The following is a 21,608-nucleotide window of genomic DNA, read 5'->3' as shown; positions in this document are numbered from 1 at the left end:
ATAACGGATATGTAATTTCATTTATTTTGAGAGACATCAATAACAAAAATCTAAGGTGACGTGATTAATATGAACGAGCTCTATTCAAAACTGATTTCTGAAGGAACTTTGCTGTATATCGATGAGGGCAAACTGAAAGCCAAATCTTCCAAAGGACGCTTAGATCAGGATACAATTATCTTGATCAAAAATAATAAAGAGGCTTTGTTAAGTTATTTACAGAAAAAAGAACTGGAGCTGACTCACAACAAAATTGTGAGGAGAGTCCATGACAATCACGAAACCTTAGAAGTATGTTCTTTTGCGCAACAGCGCTTATGGTTCATTGATAGCTTACAAGGGGGCTCCGCTGAGTACAACATGCCGATGGCTTTTGAAGTGCAGGGCGCGCTCGATATCGCGGTGGTTAATCGTGCTTTTAGTGACATCATTGCGCGTCATGAAGTTTTGCGAACGCGCTACATTGAAGTGGCGGGGGTAGCGAAGCAACAGATCTGCGCGATGTCAGCGGTGCACTTTGAGGTGGCAGTCGAAGACCTATCTCATCTCACTGGTGAGATGCAAGCACACGCGGTTAAAGCATTGGTTGACAGTGAGTTTACGCAGGCGTTTAATCTGGCAGAAGATGTGATGCTGCGTGTCAGCTATATCAAAACGGCTGACAGTGCAGGCGTGTTGCTATTTAATATGCACCATATTGCCTCAGATGGCTGGTCGATGGATGTATTGGCCAAAGAGTTCTTTGCGTTATATGACGCGTATAGCCAAGGAAAAGTAAGCCCATTACCAGAGCTGGAAATCCAATATGCAGATTATGCACATTGGCAACACACGCATTTAGAGGGAGAGGTACTGGATAATCAATTAGATTATTGGACGAAACAGCTAGATGAGTTACCGGGTGTGCATAGTTTACCACTGTGTTACCCAAGACCAGAAATAAAGGCGTATGAGGGCGCGTTATTATCGGGCTCATTGCCAAGTACTGTGGGGGAGAAATTACAAGCCGTGGCGAAGCAATATCAATTAACGCCATTTATGTTATTACATGGTGCGTTATCTTTGCTGCTAGCAAGACACAGTAATAGCGCAGACATTGTGATAGGAACGCCAGTAGCCAATAGAATGCAGGCAGAGCTGACGCCGTTGATAGGGTTTTTTGTGAACACATTAGTGCTCAGAGCGAACACGGGGTACCACACGGTCGGGGAATACTTTAAGCATATCAGAGCGGTACATTTAGAGGCGCAATCGCATCAAGACGTGCCATTTGAGCAGTTAGTAGATAGATTGAAGGTACCGCGAAGTAAGGCACATAGCCCGTTATTCCAAATCATGATGACAACGAATACAGACTATGGTTTGCATCATGAAGGTGAGTCAGTCGCCCTACCAGGGGTGCAGATGAGCGCGTATGAGAGTGATGCGGTACAGGCCAAGTTTGACCTTGATGTTGAGCTGACCTTGAGCGATGCGGGGGTGGGTATTAACTGGACATATGATATTGGCTTATTCAGTGAAGCAGCGATAGCGCGGTTAAACGCACACTTGTGTCGTTTATTAACGAGTTTGAGTGAAGTCACAGAAGAGACGGTGGCGTTGCCTAGTTTGGCGATGTTGTCGGAGTCAGAGACAGCGCATTTAGTGACAGGGCTTAATAATACGGAGATTGCATACGATAAAGCGGCATGCATTCATACCTTATTTGAACAACAAGCACAGCAGCAGCCGGATAAGGTTGCGGTGGTCTTTGCCGATAAAACACTGACGTACAAGCAGTTGAATGAGCAGTCGAACCAATTGGCGCATTACCTGCGAGAGCATCATGCTATTCGACCAGACAGTTTAGTGGGCTTGTGTGTGGAACGCTCGTTGGAGATGGTGGTCGGGATTTTAGGCATTTTGAAGGCGGGTGGGGCGTATGTCCCACTGGACCCACATTACCCGCAAGAGCGTTTAAGTTATATGTTGGCAGATGCGCAGTTAAGCTTGGTATTACATCAGGGGGCAGGGGCTGCGGCCTTGAGCGAATTTACGGGTGCGTTGGTGTCTTTAGAAGCAGCGCAGTATGGTCATTACAGTACCGATAATTTAGATAAGGGGGCATTGGGGTTATCGTCCAGTAATTTGGCGTATGTGATTTATACGTCGGGTTCGACAGGTAAGCCCAAAGGGGTGATGATCGAGCATCGTAGTGCGCAAGCGCTCATGCATGAAATGTCTGATTGGTTTACCGGTGTGACACGATTTGGCTGGGGGGCCAGCTATGTTTTTGATGCGTCTTTACAGGGGATCGTGTGTTTATTCTCAGGCAGAACATTAATCGTGGTGCCTGAAGATATCAAAACGCAACCAGAGCGACTGCAAGACTATATTCAATCACACCATATAGAATTACTCGATTGCACGCCGAGTGTGCTGCAATTCTGGCTCGATACATGGCACGATTTTACACCGCCACATTTATTGGTGGGAGGGGAAGCAATAAGCCAAGCATTATGGCAACGTTTGGCAGGGTATACCGCTAAAGGGATAGAGATCCGTAATGTGTACGGGCCAACCGAATGTACCGTGAACAGTACGATGGCACATGTCAGTGGCACAGAGGTTCATATTGGCAAGCCTTTATCGTATATGCGCTCATATGTGTTAAGTGACGACGGGCGTCGAGGGCTTGTACCGTACGGCTCAGCGGGTGAGTTGTATTTAGGGGGAGATGGTTTAGCCCGAGGTTATTTAAATCAGCCGAGCTTAACCGCAGAGCGGTTTATTGATAACCCTTATTTTGATGAGCATGACCCACATAGTTCAAGAAGGTTATATCGTACGGGAGACTTAGTCCGGTATCTACCGGATGGTGAGTTGGCCTTTATGGGTCGTACAGATGATCAGGTTAAAATCCGAGGGTTTAGAATTGAGCTTGGTGAGATTGAAACACAATTAGCACAACAAGCGGGTGTTGAATCAGCTTTAGTGATGGCCAAGGAGTTAGCCGGAAGTCAGCAATTGGTGGGTTATATGCATTCACCCGCGGTGCTAGACGACGGTGCTAAAACGAGCTTGATAGAGCAAGTGAAAACAGCGTTAGCGGCACAGTTACCCGAGTATATGGTACCCAGTGTCTTGATGGTGGTGCATGAATGGCCGTTGACGCCAAACGGCAAGGTAGATAAACGGGCGCTGCCAGCAGCGGAAGGTGCAGCCCTGCAAGGAGGTTATGTTGCCCCACAAACAGAGACTGAATTAGGACTGGTTGAGATTTGGTCTGAATTATTAGGCATAGAAGCGACAGGTATTAGCAGCACGGCAAACTTTTACGCGTTGGGGGGTCACTCATTATTGAGTATTCGCTTGATGGCAAAAATACGTCAACGCTTTGCAGTTGAATTACCGGTACAAGTGATTTTTGATACCCCAAATTTGGCCGCATTGGCACTGACATTGGCTGACTATCACTGCGACGCGATGGTCAGTACACCTTTACGTGCCATACCGCGCACTTCAGATATCCAACCGGTGTCTTTTGCGCAACAGCGTTTATGGTTCATTGATAGCTTGCAAGGCGGCTCCGCTGAGTACAATATGCCGATGGCTTTTGAGGTGCAAGGCGCGCTCGATATCGCGATTTTTGATACCCCAAATTTGGCCGCATTGGCACTGACATTGGCTGACTATCACTGCGACGCGATGGTCAGTACACCTTTACGTGCTATACCGCGCACCTCAGATATCCAACCGGTGTCTTTTGCGCAACAGCGTTTATGGTTCATTGATAGCTTGCAAGGCGGCTCCGCTGAGTACAATATGCCGATGGCTTTTGAAGTGCAGGGCGCGCTCGATATCGCGGTGGTTAATCGTGCTTTTAGTGACATCATTGCGCGTCATGAAGTTTTGCGAACGCGCTACATTGAAGTGGCGGGGGTAGCGAAGCAACAGATTTGCGCGATGTCAGCGGTGCACTTTGAGGTGGCAGTCGAAGACCTATCTCATCTCACTGGTGAGATGCAAGCACACGCGGTTAAAGCATTGGTTGACAGTGAGTTTACGCAGGCGTTTAATCTGGCAGAAGATGTGATGCTGCGTGTCAGCTATATCAAAACGGCTGACAGTGCAGGGGTGCTGCTATTTAATATGCACCATATTGCCTCAGATGGCTGGTCGATGGATGTATTGGCCAAAGAGTTCTTTGCGTTATATGACGCGTATAGCCAAGGAAAAGTAAGCCCATTACCAGAGCTGGAAATCCAATATGCAGATTATGCACATTGGCAACACACGCATTTAGAGGGAGAGGTACTGGATAATCAATTAGATTATTGGACGAAACAGCTAGATGAGTTACCGGGTGTGCATAGTTTACCACTGTGTTACCCAAGACCAGACATAAAGGCGTATGACGGTGCGTTATTATCGGGCTCATTGCCAAGTGCCGTGGGGGAGAAATTACAAGCCGTGGCGAAGCAATATCAATTAACGCCATTTATGTTACCTTATTTGAGCAGCAAGCCCAGCAGCAACCAGATAAGGTTGCGGTGGTCTTTGCAGATAAAATGCTGACGTATAAGCAGTTGAACGAGCAATCAAATAAAGAGGCGCATTACCTACGGGAACATCATGCTATTCGGCCAGACAGTTTGGTAGGCTTGTGTGTGGAACGCTCGTTGGAGATGGTGGTCGGGATTTTAGGCATTTTGAAGGCGGGTGGGGCGTATGTCCCACTGGACCCACATTACCCGCAAGAGCGTTTAAGTTATATGTTGGCAGATGCGCAGTTAAGCTTGGTATTACATCAGGGGGCAGGGGCTGCGGCCTTGAGCGAATTTACGGGTGCGTTGGTGTCTTTAGAAGCAGCGCAGTATGGTCATTACAGTACCGATAATTTAGATAAGGGGGCATTGGGGTTATCGTCCAGTAATTTGGCGTATGTGATTTATACGTCGGGTTCGACAGGTAAGCCCAAAGGAGTGATGATTGAGCATCAAGGGTTAGTTAATACCGTGGTTGATAATGCTGAAACCTTTGAGTTAACTGAACGAGCAATCAAATAAAGAGGCGCATTACCTACGGGAACATCATGCTATTCGGCCAGACAGTTTGGTAGGCTTGTGTGTGGAACGCTCGTTGGAGATGGTGGTCGGGATTTTAGGCATTTTGAAGGCGGGTGGGGCGTATGTCCCACTGGACCCACATTACCCGCAAGAGCGTTTAAGTTATATGTTGGCAGATGCGCAGTTAAGCTTGGTATTACATCAGGGGGCAGGGGCTGCGGCCTTGAGCGAATTTACGGGTGCGTTGGTGTCTTTAGAAGCAGCGCAGTATGGTCATTACAGTACCGATAATTTAGATAAGGGGGCATTGGGGTTATCGTCCAGTAATTTGGCGTATGTGATTTATACGTCGGGTTCGACAGGTAAGCCCAAAGGAGTGATGATTGAGCATCAAGGGTTAGTTAATACCGTGGTTGATAATGCTGAAACCTTTGAGTTAACGCCAAACTCGGTATTTTTTCAATCAACTTCGATAGGCTTCGATGCGGCAACTTGGGTCATATGGATGTCTTTGCGTTCAGGTGCAACAATGACACTGGCGAGTTCAGGTGATTATGCACAAGAGCTGACACAACACCAAGATGTGACACATATCATGATGACCCCATCTATGTTGCAGTTAGTCAGTCCTGAACATAAGAACAGCATTAGCCATGTTGTAGTCGGTGGCGAGTTTTGTTCTGCGGAGTTGATAAATCAGTGGTTAGTGCATGACATTAAATTCTTCAATGCATATGGACCAACAGAAGTCTCTATATGTAGCTCTATATGGAGGGCTAAGGCGCTATCTCAGACATCGATAGGTCGGGCAATATCAAATACACAATTCTTCATATTAAATGATCAGCAAGCGCTCAGCCCCAAAGGCAGTATTGGAGAGTTATATTTAGGAGGTGATGGTTTAGCCCGAGGTTATTTAAATCAGCCGAGCTTAACCGCAGAGCGGTTTATTGATAACCCTTATTTTGATGAGCATGACCCACATAGTTCAAAAAGATTATATCGTACGGGAGACTTAGTCCGGTATTTACCAGATGGTGAGTTGGCCTTTATGGGTCGTACAGATGATCAGGTTAAAATCCGAGGGTTTAGAATTGAGCTTGGCGAGATTGAAACACAATTAACACAACAAGCAGGTGTTGAGTCAGCGGTGGTGACAGTCAATGGAACCGCGGACAGTCAGCAGTTAGTGGGTTATATTCATTCTCCAGCGGTGTTAGACGATGGTGCTCAAACGAGCTTGATAGAGCAAGTGAAAACAGCGTTAGCGGCACAGTTACCCGAGTATATGGTACCCAGTGTCTTGATGGTGGTGCATGAATGGCCGTTGACGCCAAACGGCAAGGTAGATAAACGGGCGCTGCCAGCACCTGAAGGTGCAGCCCTGCAAGGAGGTTATGTTGCCCCGCAAACAGAGACTGAATTAGGGCTGGTTGAGATTTGGTCTGAACTGTTAGGAATAGAAGCGACAGGTATTAGCACCACGGCAAACTTTTATGCGTTGGGGGGCCACTCATTATTGAGTATTCGTTTGATGGCAAAAATACGTCAGCGCTTTGCAGTTGAATTACCGGTACAAGTGATTTTTGATACCCCAAATTTGGCCGCACTGGCACTGACATTGGCTGACTATCACTGCGACGCGATGGTCAGTACACCTTTACGTGCTATACCGCGCACCTCAGATATCCAACCGGTGTCTTTTGCGCAACAGCGTTTATGGTTCATTGATAGCTTGCAAGGCGGCTCCGCTGAGTACAATATGTCGATGGCTTTTGAAGTGCAGGGCGCACTTGATATCGCGGTGGTTAATCGTGCTTTTAGTGACATCATTGCGCGTCATGAAGTTTTGCGAACGCGCTACATTGAAGTGGCGGGGGTAGCGAAGCAACAGATTTGCGCGATGTCAGCGGTGCACTTTGAGGTGGCAGTCGAAGACCTATCTCATCTCACTGGTGAGATGCAAGCACACGCGGTTAAAGCATTGGTTGACAGTGAGTTTACGCAGGCGTTTAATCTGGCAGAAGATGTGATGCTGCGTGTCAGCTATATCAAAACGGCTGACAGTGCAGGCGTGTTGCTATTTAATATGCACCATATTGCCTCAGATGGCTGGTCGATGGATGTATTGGCCAAAGAGTTCTTTGCGTTATATGACGCGTATAGCCAAGGAAAAGCAAGTCCATTACCAGAGCTGGAAATCCAATATGCAGATTATGCACATTGGCAACACACGCATTTAGAGGGAGAGGTACTGGATAATCAATTAGATTATTGGACGAAACAGCTAGATGAGTTACCGGGTGTGCATAGTTTACCACTGTGTTACCCAAGACCAGACATAAAGGCGTATGAGGGCGCGTTATTATCGGGCTCATTGCCAAGTACTGTGGGGGAGAAATTACAAGCCGTGGCGAAGCAATATCAATTAACGCCATTTATGTTATTACATGGTGCGTTATCTTTGCTGCTAGCAAGACACAGTAATAGCGCAGACATTGTGATAGGAACGCCAGTAGCCAATAGAATGCAGGCAGAGCTGACGCCGTTGATAGGGTTTTTTGTGAACACATTAGTGCTCAGAGCGAACACGGGGTACCACACGGTCGGGGAATACTTTAAGCATATCAGAGCGGTACATTTAGAGGCGCAATCGCATCAAGACGTGCCATTTGAGCAGTTAGTAGATAGATTGAAGGTACCGCGAAGTAAGGCACATAGCCCGTTATTCCAAATCATGATGACAACGAATACAGACTATGGTTTGCATCATGAAGGTGAGTCAGTCGCCCTACCAGGGGTGCAGATGAGCGCGTATGAGAGCGATGCGGTACAGGCCAAGTTTGACCTTGATGTTGAGCTGACCTTGAGCGATGCGGGTGTTGGTATCAACTGGACATATGATATTGGCTTATTCAGTGAAGCAGCGATAGCGCGGTTAAACGCACATTTGTGTCGTTTATTAACGAGTTTGAGTGAAGTCACAGAGGAGACGGTGGCGTTACCTAGTTTGGCGATGTTGTCGGAGTCAGAGACAGCGCATTTAGTGACAGGGCTTAATAATACGGAGATTGCATACGATAAAGCGGCATGCATTCATACCTTATTTGAACAACAAGCACAGCAGCAGCCGGATAAGGTTGCGGTGGTCTTTGCCGATAAAACACTGACGTACAAGCAGTTGAATGAGCAGTCGAACCAATTGGCGCATTACCTGCGAGAGCATCATGCTATTCGACCAGACAGTTTAGTGGGCTTGTGTGTGGAGCGTTCGTTGGAGATGGTGGTCGGGATTTTAGGTATTTTGAAGGCGGGTGGGGCGTATGTCCCACTGGACCCACATTATCCGCAAGAGCGTTTAAGTTATATGTTGGCGGATGCGCAGCTAAGCTTGGTATTACATCAGGGGGCAGGGGCTGCGGCCTTGAGCGAGTTTACGGGTGCGTTGGTGTCTTTAGAAGCAGCGCCGTATGGTCATTACAGTACCGATAATTTAGATAAGGGGGCATTGGGGTTATCGTCCAGTAATTTGGCGTATGTGATTTATACGTCGGGTTCGACAGGTAAGCCCAAAGGGGTGATGATCGAGCATCGTAGTGCGCAAGCGCTCATGCATGAAATGTCTGATTGGTTTACCGGTGTGACACGATTTGGCTGGGGGGCCAGCTATGTTTTTGATGCGTCTTTACAGGGGATCGTGTGTTTATTCTCAGGCAGAACATTAATTGTGGTGCCTGAAGATATCAAAACGCAACCAGAGCGACTGCAAGACTATATTCAATCACACCATATAGAATTACTCGATTGCACGCCGAGTGTGCTGCAATTCTGGCTCGATACATGGCACGATTTTACACCGCCACATTTATTGGTGGGAGGGGAAGCGATAAGCCAAGCATTATGGCAACGTTTGGCAGGTTATACCGCTGAAGGGATAGAGATCCGTAATGTGTACGGGCCAACCGAATGTACCGTGAACAGTACGATGGCACATGTCAGTGGCACAGAGGTTCATATTGGCAAGCCTTTATCGTATATGCGCTCATATGTGTTAAGTGACGATGGGTGTCGAGGGCTTGTACCGTACGGTTCAGCGGGTGAGTTGTATTTAGGGGGGGATGGTTTAGCCCGAGGTTATTTAAATCAGCCGAGCTTAACCGCAGAGCGGTTTATTGATAACCCTTATTTTGATGAGCATGACCCACATAGTTCAAAAAGGTTATATCGTACGGGAGACTTAGTCCGGTATCTACCGGATGGTGAGTTGGCCTTTATGGGTCGTACAGATGATCAGGTTAAAATCCGTGGGTTTAGAATTGAGCTTGGCGAGATTGAAACACAATTAGCACAACAAGCGGGTGTTGAGTCAGCTTTAGTGATGGCCAAGGAGTTAGCCGCAAGTCAGCAATTGGTGGGTTATATTCACTCTCCAGCGGTGCTAGACGACGGTGCTCAAGCGAGCTTAATAGAGCAAGTGAAAACAGCGTTAGCGGCACAGTTACCTGAGTATATGGTACCCAGTGTCTTGATGGTGGTGCATGAATGGCCGTTGACGCCAAACGGCAAGGTAGATAAACGGGCGCTGCCAGCAGCCGAAGGTGCAGCCCTGCAAGGTGGTTATGTTGCCCCGCAAACAGAGACTGAATTAGGGCTGGTTGAGATTTGGTCTGAATTATTAGGCATAGAAGCGACAGGTATTAGCACCACGGCAAACTTTTTTGAAATAGGGGGTCACTCGTTATTAATGTTGCGTCTGTGCGCGCAAATGAAGCAGCGTTTTGGGGTTGAGATTTCACTTAATGATCTCTTTAGTACTGTGACCATTGAGGCTATGGCGCGATTATGTAATGGTAAATCATTGCAAGCTGACGGTGCATTAGTCCGAGCGATGTCGGACATTCAAGTGCACCGTAGAGCGGTATTTTTAATACCCGGTGTTGCAAGCACTGAACATGATTTTGCTTGGTTAGCCTCGACGCTTGCATCGCATAATATTAATGTATATGGCTGTCCACATCGAGGCTTGCTCGATGGCTTGCAGCCATTTAAAAGCCTCACTGAAAATGCAGAGCAGCTTGCTGAAGCGATTGCGGCAACCGTTAAGCCAGATATGGTGATTCAATTGGTAGGTCATTCATTTGGCGGAGTTCTGGCTTTAGAAGCGGCCAATATACTTCGTGGTAATGGTTTTCAAGTAGAGCTTACCTTTGTTGATGTTTATTTTGAGCAATCAATACAAATGGTTAAATCATGCCATGTAGCCTCAGTAGAGAATAAGTGTCATAGAAAAGATGAAACTATTGATAGTGAGTTGTTAGATCGCGTTAATTTGTTGGCTCAAAGGCAAACAAATTGGTTTGATAATTACGTCCCGACTGTGGCGAGTGGTGTGGTATTAAGAGGTGCGTATGCTGCCGCGTCACCTTATTGTTTACAAGCGTATAATGACTATATGGCACAACATAGTGCGAACAACATTGAATCAATCACGATAGATACTGATCACAAAGGGATATTGAAACAGGAGGAATTATCTCGCTTTATTGTAATAGGCTGTAATAAGTAACTAAATTTGCGTGCTCATTGAATCTAATGAGCACGCACGTTCTTTAATTGTGCCTTGCTCGTTAACCAAAAATACAGCGAAAGCAGGCGCCCCTTTCCCGTATAACATAAACTAAATCCCCACCATGGTTGACCATAATCTGTCTTGATAAACTAAGGCCGATACCTGAACCTTGTTGTTTAGTTGTGAAAAATGGCACGAATATCATCTCTCTAACATGCTCGGCGACACCTAAACCAGAATCAGTAATTTCAACATATACTTGTTGAGCACTGTTTTGGTCCAAAGTGACCGTGATCAAACGCTCTTCGCTTGAGGTTGATGAGTTTTGTTCGGCAATTTTTATGGCCTCAATGGCATTTTTAAACAAATTGATCAGCACTTGTTCTATTTGCCCAAGGTCTAGCATGATCAATTGCGATGTTTTGATACTAATTGAGCAAGTAATGTGATGTTGAGTAAGCTGACTATTGTGTAGTGAGACTATTTGCTCTAGTAGCGGCTGTAGCTGTAATGGTGCAAGTGTTGGACTGGGTAAACTACTCACATTTCTAAAGCGTTCAATAAATTCACCTAAATGCTTGGTTCTCGATGCCAATGTAGTTAGCGCCAAACTGAGATCTTGTTTATCTTCTTGGTCCGTAAATGTCAGTGAGTCTGGTATCAAGCTATGGCAGGTTTGAGCAATTGACGATAACGGGGTGATTGAGTTTGCTACTTCATGAGTTAGTACTTGCGTTAATCGCTTATAGGCTTGTTGCTCTTTTAGAAGCAACGCATCATGTATTGAGTGTAACGTAATAATCTTACGTATTTGTCCTTGTATTTCAGCAACACTTACTTGTATAGACAAGGTGTCTTGTTGCTCACCTTGCTGCCATTGTGCACTGCTACGAAGGCGTTTATTTGTTGCTAAAACAAGTTGGCCAAGATGTTGGAGTTGCGACAAATGGTTGGCCGATATACCCAATAGTTTAGCCGATGCTGGGTTAGATTCTATGATATTTCCCTGATCGTCACAGACCAAAACAGCTAAATCAACATGCACCAAAAGTGCTTGTAAAAACTGTGCTTGTTGTTCTGCACTAAAGCGAGCGGATTGCATTTGTTTTTTAACTTTTTCAAAGTGTTGCCTCATAGGGTCTTGCACACCTAGCCCGAGTGTACTGTCACCATTTGCGAGTGCCTTTATTACATGACTTAAGCGTTTATTGTGCTTTTGAAATAATGAGAATATATATCCACTTAAAGATAAGGCAACGAGTAAAATAAGTACCCATGTTGCAGAAAACCCATATTGTATATACAAGTAAGTTAACGCACTAGCACAGATGCATAGACCTGCAAGGTTTAGGGCTAAGATAAGCATGGAGTTGGAAGTTGTGTTGATCACGCTGAGGATTCCTTTGGGTGTGCCTTATTGAGAATGCGTTTATAAATCATACTTTTCTAAACGGCGATACATAGCACCGCGCGTTAAGCCTAGTGCTTTTGCGGCATGACTGACGTTACCTTGATAGTGCTTTAATGCGGCATGTACTGCGCGTCGCTCTAAAATTTCTAAATCAAATGTATCGTATTCTGTAGTGGACTGCGATGTGTTTGCTTGAGGGCTTTCTAACTTCGGAGTTTGGCCCACGACAGTCCCTATATCTAGCGTATCCGCATCACTTAAAATTACGGCGCGCTCAATTGCATGCGCTAGTTCACGTACATTTCCCGGCCAAGGATACTGACAAAGTGCATCCATATCTGAAGCGTTAATGCTGAGTTCGCGTTTATATTTTTGCGCATAGTGTTTTAAATAATAATTTACCAGTAGAGGTATATCGTCTATGCGCTCTCTTAAAGGGGGGATCCGGATTTCTATCGTATTGATTCTATATAATAAATCTTGGCGAAATCTTTCTTCATTAACGGCATCAGTGAGATTATCATTGGTTGCACAGATCAAACGAATATCGACATCGATGGGCTTTGTCCCACCGACCGGTGTAACTTGCCTATTTTGCAGGGCTGCTAAGAGTGTTGCTTGCTGCGCCAGAGGCAGGTTCCCCAGTTCATCTAAAAATAAGCTACCGCCATGGGCAAGCTCAAATCGACCAACTTTGTCTGTTTTGGCATCCGTAAATGCGCCTTTTTTATGACCAAATAATTCGCTCTCAAAAATATTGCCGGAAATAGCCCCCATATCGAGACTAATTAATGGGTTTTCGTGACGTAAACTGGCTTGATGGATTGCTTGTGCTGCAAGTTCTTTTCCGGTGCCGCTCTCGCCACAAATCAATATATTTGCATCGGTTTGTGCGGCTTTTTGTATGGTAGAAAACACCTGTTGCATCGCGGCACTTTGGCCTAAAAAATCAAATGTGGCGCTTTTCTTACTTTGGCTCAGTGCTTGATTTAATCCTTGTGTTTGTCGTGTGAGTTTGTCTACTTTTTGCTTATCTTGTGCATGTGCGAATGCGGCAGTGACGGCGCCCAGCAACTGCTCGTTTTGCCAAGGCTTAGCAATAAAATCAGATGCGCCCGCTTTTATTGCGTCTACAGCAAGTTGAATATCGCTATAAGCTGTCATTAAAAGAACAACAATGCGAGGGTCTTGTGCGATGATTTTTTTTAGCCAATAAAATCCCTCTTTGCCACTGATTGCATCTTGGGTAAAGTTCATGTCTAGCAGAATAACTTCAATTGTGTGTGACTTGATAATGCCTTCAATGTCGAATGGGTTATCTGTTGTTTTTACAACTTGATAATGTTGTTTCAAAAGGAGTCGCGCTGCAATCAAAATATCCGGATTATCGTCAACAACTAAAATAGAGCCCGCTTGCTTCATGAATGATCCTGTTTTGTGTTTTTATGTGAGCTTAGCGTCATATTACTTGGTTTAAGTATGGGATGTCCATTTTTGGGCACTGGTGAATTGTCGTAGTGTTCTATTATCGGACACTTAATGAAGGATATTAAAATTTATTTTTGTAACTTATTGATATAATACGCCTTTTATTTTGGCATGAAATTTGGATTACCTACTGCATATGCCGTTATCAGCGGTCAGTAACAAATATCAGCAGGAATTGAATGATGGATAAAAAAATAGAACGCTCAGGATTACAAAAGCATTTTAAAAAAGGGGCAATCGTTGCAGCCGTACTCAGTGTGACTGCTGTGGCTTATGGGTTTAGTCAAACGGGGTCTGAAGGGCGCAGTCAAAAAGTATCAAAGCAAAGTATTACGGTGAGTACTGTGCGCCAAGGCGCGTTTAAAGATGCATTAAGTTTAAGAGGTCAGGTGGTACCAAAAACAACTGTTTATCTTGATACGATAGCTGGAGGCCAAGTCGAGGAGCGATTGGTGGAGCAAGGTGAATTTGTGCAAAAAGGACAACCCTTGGTTCGTTTAAGCAATACGAATTTGCAATTAGATGTGATGGGTCGTGAAGCTCAGGTGACAGAGCAATTGAATTTTTTACGTAATACGCAAATGAATATGGAAACAAATCGATTGAATTTGCGTCGAGATATTCTTGAAATTGATTTGCAGATAAGTCACTTAGAGCGTCGATATAAACAGTCTAACTCTCTTGTTTCACAAGGGGTATTAGCCAAGGATGAACTCTCTGAGATCAAGGATGACCTCTCTTATTACAAGGCGCGTAAAGAACTGACGCTAGAGAGACAAAAGCAGGAAAACTCGATACGTGAAGTGCAAGTCGCACAGTTGGAGGACAGTGCTAAAATGTTGCAAAAAAATCTCCAGTTTGCGAGAAATAACCTAAACAATTTGTTGGTTAAGTCACCAGTCACAGGGTACTTAAGCGAGTTAGATGTCGAGATTGGCGAGTCAAAAAGCAGAGGCGCTCGCCTCGGTCAGGTCGATATTCCTAATGAATATAAGCTTGTGGTACGTTTAGATGAGTTTTACTTAAATCAAGTTCAACGAGATATGCCAGTGATGGTTCAGATTGACAACAAAATAGTTGAGGCTGGAGTGAGTAAAATAGACAGTCGTGTACAGCAATCACAGTTTCAAATTGAAGTAGATTTGCCAACTGGCACTGACAGTATCAAACGAGGTCAGAGCATCGAGGTTGAATTAATGTTAGGCGGCAATAAACAAGATGCCTTGTTACTTAATCGCGGTGCATTTTTTACCAGTACCGGCGGCAATTGGGCCTATGTATTTACCGAATCGGGTGATTCAGCTGTGCGACGCGACATTCGTATAGGTAAAAAAAATCAAGATTACTTTGAAGTGCTGGCCGGTTTAGAGGCAGGCGATAAGGTGATCACATCAAGCTACGGTAGTTTTGATAAAGCTGAACATCTGAACGTACAACAATAAAAATAGTGTAAGTGAACCGAATTAAGGACAGAAATATGATTACGTTAAATAATTTAAGCCGCGTTTTTAGAACGCAAGATGTTGAAACAACAGCACTCAATAGTATTAATTTAACGGTTGAAGAGGGCGACTTCTTAGCCATAATGGGGCCGTCAGGTTGCGGTAAATCAACGCTATTGTCTATTTTAGGCATGCTAGATTCTCCAACTGGAGGCCGCTTTGAGTTTGCGGGAACAGATATCGCCGGCTATAGCGAAAAACAATTAGCCGAACTACGTAAAGCGTCAATTGGATTTATCTTTCAAAGCTTTAACCTTATTGATGAATTGACCGTCTATGAGAATGTGGAGCTGCCTTTACAATATCAAAATATTTCTAAAGCGCAGAGAAAGCAAAGAGTCGAAGCTATTTTACAGCGCGTCGCGATTGACCATCGTGCAGACCATCTGCCACAACAACTTTCTGGCGGACAGCAACAACGTGTAGCGGTGGCACGTGCCTTGGTTATTAATCCTAAACTGATCCTTGCCGATGAGCCGACGGGTAACTTAGATTCGAAAAATGGCGAAGAAGTGATGACGATGCTGCGTGAATTGAACCGTGAAGGTACAACTGTGATTGTGGTGACTCACTCAGAAAAAGAAGGCACCTACGCAGACCGTTTAGTGCGTTTACTTGATGGTCAAGTGATACTCGATAAAGCGAATGAAGTTGTCACTGTATCAGGGGCTGCGTAGCAGTATATACGTTTTAGTATATATGAGTCTGTTGCCATTGCTTAGTAAGTCAAAGGCGCAGTATGAAGAAGGAAATTGAAAAATGATATTTAACTATTTTAAAACCGCGCTTCGGTCCATCAAGCAAGATACTCAACACTTTATGTTGAACTTACTGGGCTTTAGTATTGGCTTAGCGGCTGCCATTATGGTCGCATTGTTCGCGGCCTATGAATTATCATATGATAGTCAGCATCCAAATGCAGATCGCGTCTACCGCGTTCATACTGATTATCGCCCTTGGGGTTTACAGATGATAGCTGCGTCTGATTCAGATTTGGCGCTGGAAATGCTTAGTCATACGCAAGTGGAAGGTGCGTTAATTTTAACCGAGGCACAAAGCTTAAGTTATTTTGCTGAACCAATGATCCTTGATGTAACGATTAAAGGTGAAACTGCTCGGTTGAGTAATGTGTTAGTTGCATCATCAAATTTACTGGATTTTATTAACTTAGAAGTACTTTTTGGTGATTTAAATAAAGCGCTAACGAGACCGGGGCAATTGGCGATTAGCCAAGCTGAATCGATTCGTTTATTTGGTAATGAGAACTCGGTAGGGCAAACTTTGTCATATGAACAAGGGCGATATGAAATTGCCGCTGTATTTGCTGACTTACCTGACAACACGCACTTTGTATTTGATACATTGGCTGCTATTCCGAAGGTATTAAATAGCCCGATCCGTGGCTATGTATATTTACGTTTAACTGAAGATGCCGATCCGGATTTAATCGTTGCTGATATGGTAGAAAATATGCGTGAAAAATCGACTGGCCGCCATAAACAACTTGGTTTGACTCTGAATAAACTTCAGGATCTACATTTCAATAGCAGTGGTCCATTTGAGATGAAGCAAGGAGGTTCATCATTGGTGATGCAAGTGTGTATTGCATTAACGGTTTTATTGTTGCTGATTGCCAGCGTAAACTTTATTAATTTAAATATTGCAGGTGCAGCAAAGCGCGCCAAAGAGGTCGGGGTAAGAAAAGCGCTTGGAGCGAGTAAACCACAACTTATTTCTCAATTTTTAACTGAATCCATGTTTGTCGTGATGATTGCAGCCCTTATTGCACTGGTGTTAGTTGAACTAATGATCCCGTCAGCAAATCAATTACTTGAGCGCAGCTTATCGTTAAGTTTCTCACCACTGTTTTTAGTATTAGTGGCGGTTGTTGTGATATTAATTGGTCTGTTATCAGGCTTGTACCCAGCACTATTCATTTCGTCATTTAGCGCTAAGCGCGTATTGAGCGGTGACTTGCAACGAGGAAAAACAGCCATTTGGGTTCGCAAGCTCACACTCGGGCTACAAGGTGGGTTATCTGTTGCCTTGATTGTCGCTGCTATCGTGGTATACAAACAAATGGCATTGATCGGTGATTTACCCGTTGGCTACAGCAAAACAGATAGAGTGATTATTAAAAACCTACCAACTGAAGCGATTTATCAAGCGGATGATAATCGTCTTATGAGCCAATTAAAAGTGTTAGATGGTGTTGAACAAGTTACACAATCAAATACACTGTTAACACATGATATGACCTCAGAGTTATTTTTAGTTTGGCCTAATGGTGAGCGGCTTAGAGGCACTCAACCATCAATTTCAACCGGGTTCCATGCAGTTGAGACTTTAGGCTTCGAACTTGTTGCCGGGCGAGATTTCTCACCACAATATGCGAGCGATTGGATGGCAACCGACGAGCAAGGCATTAGTTCATTCTCTGTTTTATTGTCTGAAAGTTTAGCTAAACAAGCGGGCTATGCTAATCCTGCAGAGTTGGTTGGACAAACACTGGCAACGCAAAGTGGCAGAGGCAAAGCAAAAGTCGTGGGTATCATCAAGGATGTGAAAATAGGCTCAGCACGTCAGCAGCAGCTACCTGTTTCAGTTAATGTTGCAAGCGCTCAAGATCCATTGGCATCTATTGTGATTAAAGTAAGCCCAGGGGCTAACAAAGCGCGAATCATGGAAGAGGCGCAAAGAATTGTAATTAGAGAGTTGGCAATCACAGAAGTTGATATTAGCTTAATCGAAGATGACTACAAACGGGCACATATTAATGAACATCGGATGCAGCAGCTCGTGGTGATTTTTAGCGGCCTTGCGGTTATCTTGACTTGTATGGGTATTTTAGGGCTGGCATCTTTTGCGACGATACGTCGTCAAAAAGAAGTGGCAGTGCGCAAAGTACTGGGCGCTTCTCGAATTAGCATCGTGAACTTACTGTCGAAAGAGTTTTTAGCCATTGTAGGCATTGGTGGTCTTATTGCGATTCCCTTGGTGTATTGGCTAATGGGTGACTGGTTAAATAACTTTAATGAACGGATTGACCAAGCAATTTGGATATATGGAGTTGCTACACTGAGTGTTGTTGCGATTACCTGGTTGACCGTTGCGAGTCTTGCATTCAAAGCGGCAAATACGCGCCCTTCGTTGATTTTACGATACGAATAAGCGTACTGACTTCCTACTAGAGGGCGCTTCGGCGCCTTTTTTCTTGCTTCAGGAAAAAAAATTGAGTGAAAAGTGAGCGCCTCGTCACTTAGGCACGTTTTATTAACAGGTGAACAAAATAATTGGGTGATATATGCAAAGTAGACAGTTAAAAAACCATTTTAAACTACAGGATTTAAACGCGGTTATATTAAGCTATGCAGATTCTAATCACTATTTGGCGGGGGGGCTAGATGGTAACGGCGAATATCACTTGTCATCCGATAAAAAAGGCAACACTCTCACTTTCAATTCACTCAGAGAAGCGGAAGTGCACCTTGTTGAGTTGGGGGCTACCAAGGCGATATTAGAAATGGAAACCGCGTATGATGAAATGGTGGGCACCGCAACGGCAGGGCATTGTAAAATTGAGCTTGCTTTGTCACATTAAGGTGGATTACTGAACGAGTCATTATGTTGTGTTGTTATGGCTATGGAAGAAAAAAAGTGACGTATGATGATGAAAAGAGCGGTAACCAAAAAGCAGCTATTGTAATTTTTTAAGTTTCGTTTAAAATGCACCTAAATTTCGAATCGAAACTTAGGTGGTATACTTATGACCAAACGAAACACCCAGCAGCGCCGCCACACCATACTGAACTTGGTAAATAGCCAAGGCGAGATCAGTGTGGAGGCACTCGCCTTGGAGTTTGAAACATCTGAAGTTACGATTCGAAAGGACTTAACTGCACTTGAAAAAAGCGGATTGTTATTACGCCGTTATGGTGGAGCAATTGCATTGCCTCAAGAAATTGTTGCAAAAAGCAACGACAAACAGGATTCCCTTCGCAAATTGGCAATCGCCAAAGCTGCGGCCAATCTCATTAAAGACCATAACCGGATTATTATCGATAGCGGACGTACGACGGCAGCCATGATCCCTGAGCTAGGCAATAAGCGAGGGCTTGTGGTGATGACTAACGCAATTAATGTGGCTAAGCGTTTGCTTTCTTTAGAAAATGAACCAACCTTATTGATGACTGGTGGTACATGGGATCCGCACTCGGAATCATTTCAAGGGCAGGTGGCCGAGCAAGTATTACGTTCATATGATTTTGACCAACTCTTTATTGGTGCCGATGGCATCGATGTTGAAAGAGGTACCACAACATTCAACGAGCTAGTGGGCTTAAGCCAAGTGATGGCAGAGGCGGCACGTGAAGTGGTGGTGATGGTTGAGTCTGACAAAATCGGCCGAAGAATACCAAATTTGGAACTACCTTGGGATCAAGTCACCACTTTAATCACCGACAACAACTTGGCAGAAAAAGACCGCCAAGTGATTGAGGCGTGTGGCGTGCAACTGATCTGTGTCGAGGTGTAAATCATGCACTGTCATACATTAACAGTGGCAGTGCAATTAACATCACACTAGCGTGCAAAATTAAATGGAGAGAGTATGTGTGGCATTGTTGGGGCTGTTGCTGAACGCCCAGTAAATAGAATTTTAATTGAAGGCTTAAAGCGCCTTGAATATCGTGGTTATGACTCTGCAGGCGTCGCATTAAGCACTGCGGGCGTATTAAACACTGTAAAAGCGGTGGGTAAGGTGGTGAACCTTGAAAGTGCTTTACGAGATGCGAACGTAAAAGGTACTACGGGCATTGCACATACGCGTTGGGCTACGCATGGTGGCGTGACAGAGGCTAATGCCCACCCGCATATTTCCAATGATGAAATTGCATTGGTACACAATGGTATTATTGAAAACCATGCGCCATTGCGTGCGGCATTAAAAGGCGATGGTTACGAGTTTCTATCAGAGACGGATACCGAGGTGATGGTGCACTTAATCCATCAACTGCGCCAGCAACACGATAGTTTGTTAGATGCGGTACGTGCGGCCGTGAAACAACTGGAAGGTGCGTATGGCACCGTAGTATTTGACAAAGCAAATGATAATGAAATGATTGTTGCGCGCTCAGGTAGTCCACTGGTGATTGGTCTTGGTCTGGGTGAAAATTTCATCGCATCTGACCAACTGGCTTTACTGCCGGTGACGCGCAGCTTTATCTTTTTAGAAGAAGGTGATGTAGCACGTATTACCCGTGATACTGTGGAAATCTTTGATAGTCTTGGCAACGTGGTTGAACGAGATGTGGTTGAATCAAATATTACCCAAGATGCGTCAGGTAAAGGTGATTACCGTCACTACATGCTGAAAGAAATTTATGAGCAGCCATTGGCCGTGCGTAACACGCTTGAAGGACGTATTGAAAATGACCGTGTGACGGTTGATGCGTTTGGCGCCAGTGCTCAACAAATCTTTAAAGATGTAAAACACGTACAAATTATTGCTTGTGGTACCTCTTATCACTCGGGGATGGTGGCGCGCTATTGGCTTGAACAATTTGCCGGTGTGAGCTGTAACGTAGAGATTGCTTCTGAGTTTCGTTACCGTCAATCGTTCGTGCACGAAAATAGCCTGTTAGTGACAATTTCACAATCAGGTGAAACCGCAGATACGTTGGCTGCGTTGCGTTTAGCCAAAGAGCAAGGTTACATGGGGTCAATGACGATTTGTAACGTACCTGGTTCCTCATTGGTGCGTGAATCTGATTTGGCCTTTATGACCAAAGCTGGCGCCGAAATTGGGGTTGCCTCTACCAAAGCATTCACCACACAACTGGTCGGCTTATTGATGCTAACTGCATCGATAGCGCAAGAGAAAGGCCGAGATCAAAGTGAAATTATCAATGCGATAAAAACCCTACCAAACAAGCTTGAAGAAGCGTTGACACTGGCAGGAGACATTGAAGCACTAGCCGAAGAGTTTGCCGATAAACACCATTCACTTTTCTTAGGTCGTGGGTCGCAATACCCGATTGCGATGGAAGGTGCATTAAAACTTAAAGAGATCTCTTATATTCATGCTGAAGCATACGCGGCAGGTGAATTAAAGCATGGTCCATTGGCTTTAATTGATGCGGATATGCCTATTATTGTGGTGGCACCTAACAACGAGCTGCTTGAAAAGCTAAAATCGAATGTTGAAGAAGTGCGTGCCCGTGGTGGTATTATCTACGTATTCGCTGATAAAGACACCGCGTTTGAATCAGACGATACCATGCGGGTTATTAATGTGAACCACGTAGAAGATGCGATTGCACCCGTTGTATATACAATCCCATTACAGTTACTATCGTACTATGTCGCGGTCATTAAAGGCACCGATGTTGACCAGCCGAGAAACTTGGCTAAATCGGTTACAGTAGAATAAGAAAAGGCGCGAAAGCGCCTTTTTTGTGGGTGAACAATAAAGATATACATACTTAATATTTATAATCAAACCTAATCTTTAGAGCTTATTCTTTCATATTGAGCATAGATGCTTACAGCAATGTCGGGGCACTCCGCTATTAAACCTTGTTATTCAAAAT

The 21,608-nt window shown here is 44.6% G+C and carries 11 protein-coding genes; 9 read left to right on the top strand and 2 right to left on the bottom strand.

Features of this window, described 5'->3' with window-relative positions; translation table 11 throughout:
* Positions 1–69: 69 nt before the first annotated feature.
* Genes PAUR_RS18110 through PAUR_RS18100 form a run of 3 tightly spaced genes read left to right on the top strand, consistent with a single transcriptional unit; the run spans position 70 to position 10,614 of the window.
* Positions 70–4,557: a non-ribosomal peptide synthetase gene (locus PAUR_RS18110; protein ID WP_192509132.1), complete on the top strand. Its 4,488-nt coding sequence runs from the start codon at positions 70–72 to the stop codon at positions 4,555–4,557.
* Complete coding sequence (locus PAUR_RS18105; RefSeq protein WP_263973708.1) at positions 4,551–5,048, top strand: AMP-binding protein; 498 nt, start codon at positions 4,551–4,553, stop codon at positions 5,046–5,048. The genes PAUR_RS18110 and PAUR_RS18105 overlap by 7 nt, the downstream gene beginning before the upstream one ends.
* Complete coding sequence (locus tag PAUR_RS18100) at positions 5,029–10,614, top strand: non-ribosomal peptide synthetase (RefSeq protein WP_225738507.1); 5,586 nt, start codon at positions 5,029–5,031, stop codon at positions 10,612–10,614. The genes PAUR_RS18105 and PAUR_RS18100 overlap by 20 nt, the downstream gene beginning before the upstream one ends.
* Before the next feature lie 61 nt (positions 10,615–10,675).
* Here PAUR_RS18100 and PAUR_RS18095 read toward each other — a convergent pair whose 3' ends face one another.
* The gene (locus PAUR_RS18095; protein WP_192509218.1) at positions 10,676–11,983 is read right to left on the bottom strand and encodes a sensor histidine kinase; all 1,308 of its coding nucleotides are present in this window, start codon (positions 11,981–11,983) and stop codon (positions 10,676–10,678) included.
* 63 nt (positions 11,984–12,046) lie between these two features.
* Entirely contained in the window at positions 12,047–13,450 is a 1,404-nt protein-coding gene (locus tag PAUR_RS18090; RefSeq protein ID WP_192509129.1) for a sigma-54-dependent transcriptional regulator, read from the bottom strand.
* Between the two features lie 248 nt (positions 13,451–13,698).
* Here PAUR_RS18090 and PAUR_RS18085 point away from each other — a divergent pair, with 248 nt between their 5' ends.
* The 6 genes from PAUR_RS18085 (at position 13,699) to glmS (ending at position 21,448) form a co-directional block, all read left to right on the top strand.
* A complete protein-coding gene (locus PAUR_RS18085; protein ID WP_192509217.1) occupies positions 13,699–14,958 on the top strand; it encodes an efflux RND transporter periplasmic adaptor subunit in 1,260 nt (419 codons plus the stop codon).
* A gap of 35 nt (positions 14,959–14,993) precedes the next feature.
* Positions 14,994–15,695: an ABC transporter ATP-binding protein gene (locus tag PAUR_RS18080; RefSeq protein WP_192509128.1), complete on the top strand. Its 702-nt coding sequence runs from the start codon at positions 14,994–14,996 to the stop codon at positions 15,693–15,695.
* An 82-nt stretch (positions 15,696–15,777) separates the two neighbouring features.
* Positions 15,778–18,189: an ABC transporter permease gene (locus tag PAUR_RS18075; RefSeq protein ID WP_192509127.1), complete on the top strand. Its 2,412-nt coding sequence runs from the start codon at positions 15,778–15,780 to the stop codon at positions 18,187–18,189.
* Between the two features lie 133 nt (positions 18,190–18,322).
* On the top strand, positions 18,323–18,619 hold the full coding sequence (locus tag PAUR_RS18070) for a DUF6482 family protein (RefSeq protein ID WP_192509126.1): 297 nt from the start codon (positions 18,323–18,325) through the stop codon (positions 18,617–18,619).
* Positions 18,620–18,784: 165 nt separating this feature from the next.
* On the top strand, positions 18,785–19,552 hold the full coding sequence (locus PAUR_RS18065; RefSeq protein WP_192509125.1) for a DeoR/GlpR family DNA-binding transcription regulator: 768 nt from the start codon (positions 18,785–18,787) through the stop codon (positions 19,550–19,552).
* Positions 19,553–19,627: 75 nt separating this feature from the next.
* On the top strand, positions 19,628–21,448 hold the full coding sequence (gene glmS / locus PAUR_RS18060; protein WP_192509124.1) for a glutamine--fructose-6-phosphate transaminase (isomerizing): 1,821 nt from the start codon (positions 19,628–19,630) through the stop codon (positions 21,446–21,448).
* The last annotated feature ends 160 nt before the right edge of the window (positions 21,449–21,608 follow it).

This window comes from Pseudoalteromonas aurantia 208, assembly GCF_014858725.1.
GTDB classification, from domain to species: Bacteria; Pseudomonadota; Gammaproteobacteria; order Enterobacterales; family Alteromonadaceae; genus Pseudoalteromonas; species Pseudoalteromonas aurantia.
The sequence above is the reverse complement of the archived record's forward strand: the minus strand, read 5'-3'. Positions and strand labels throughout refer to the sequence as shown.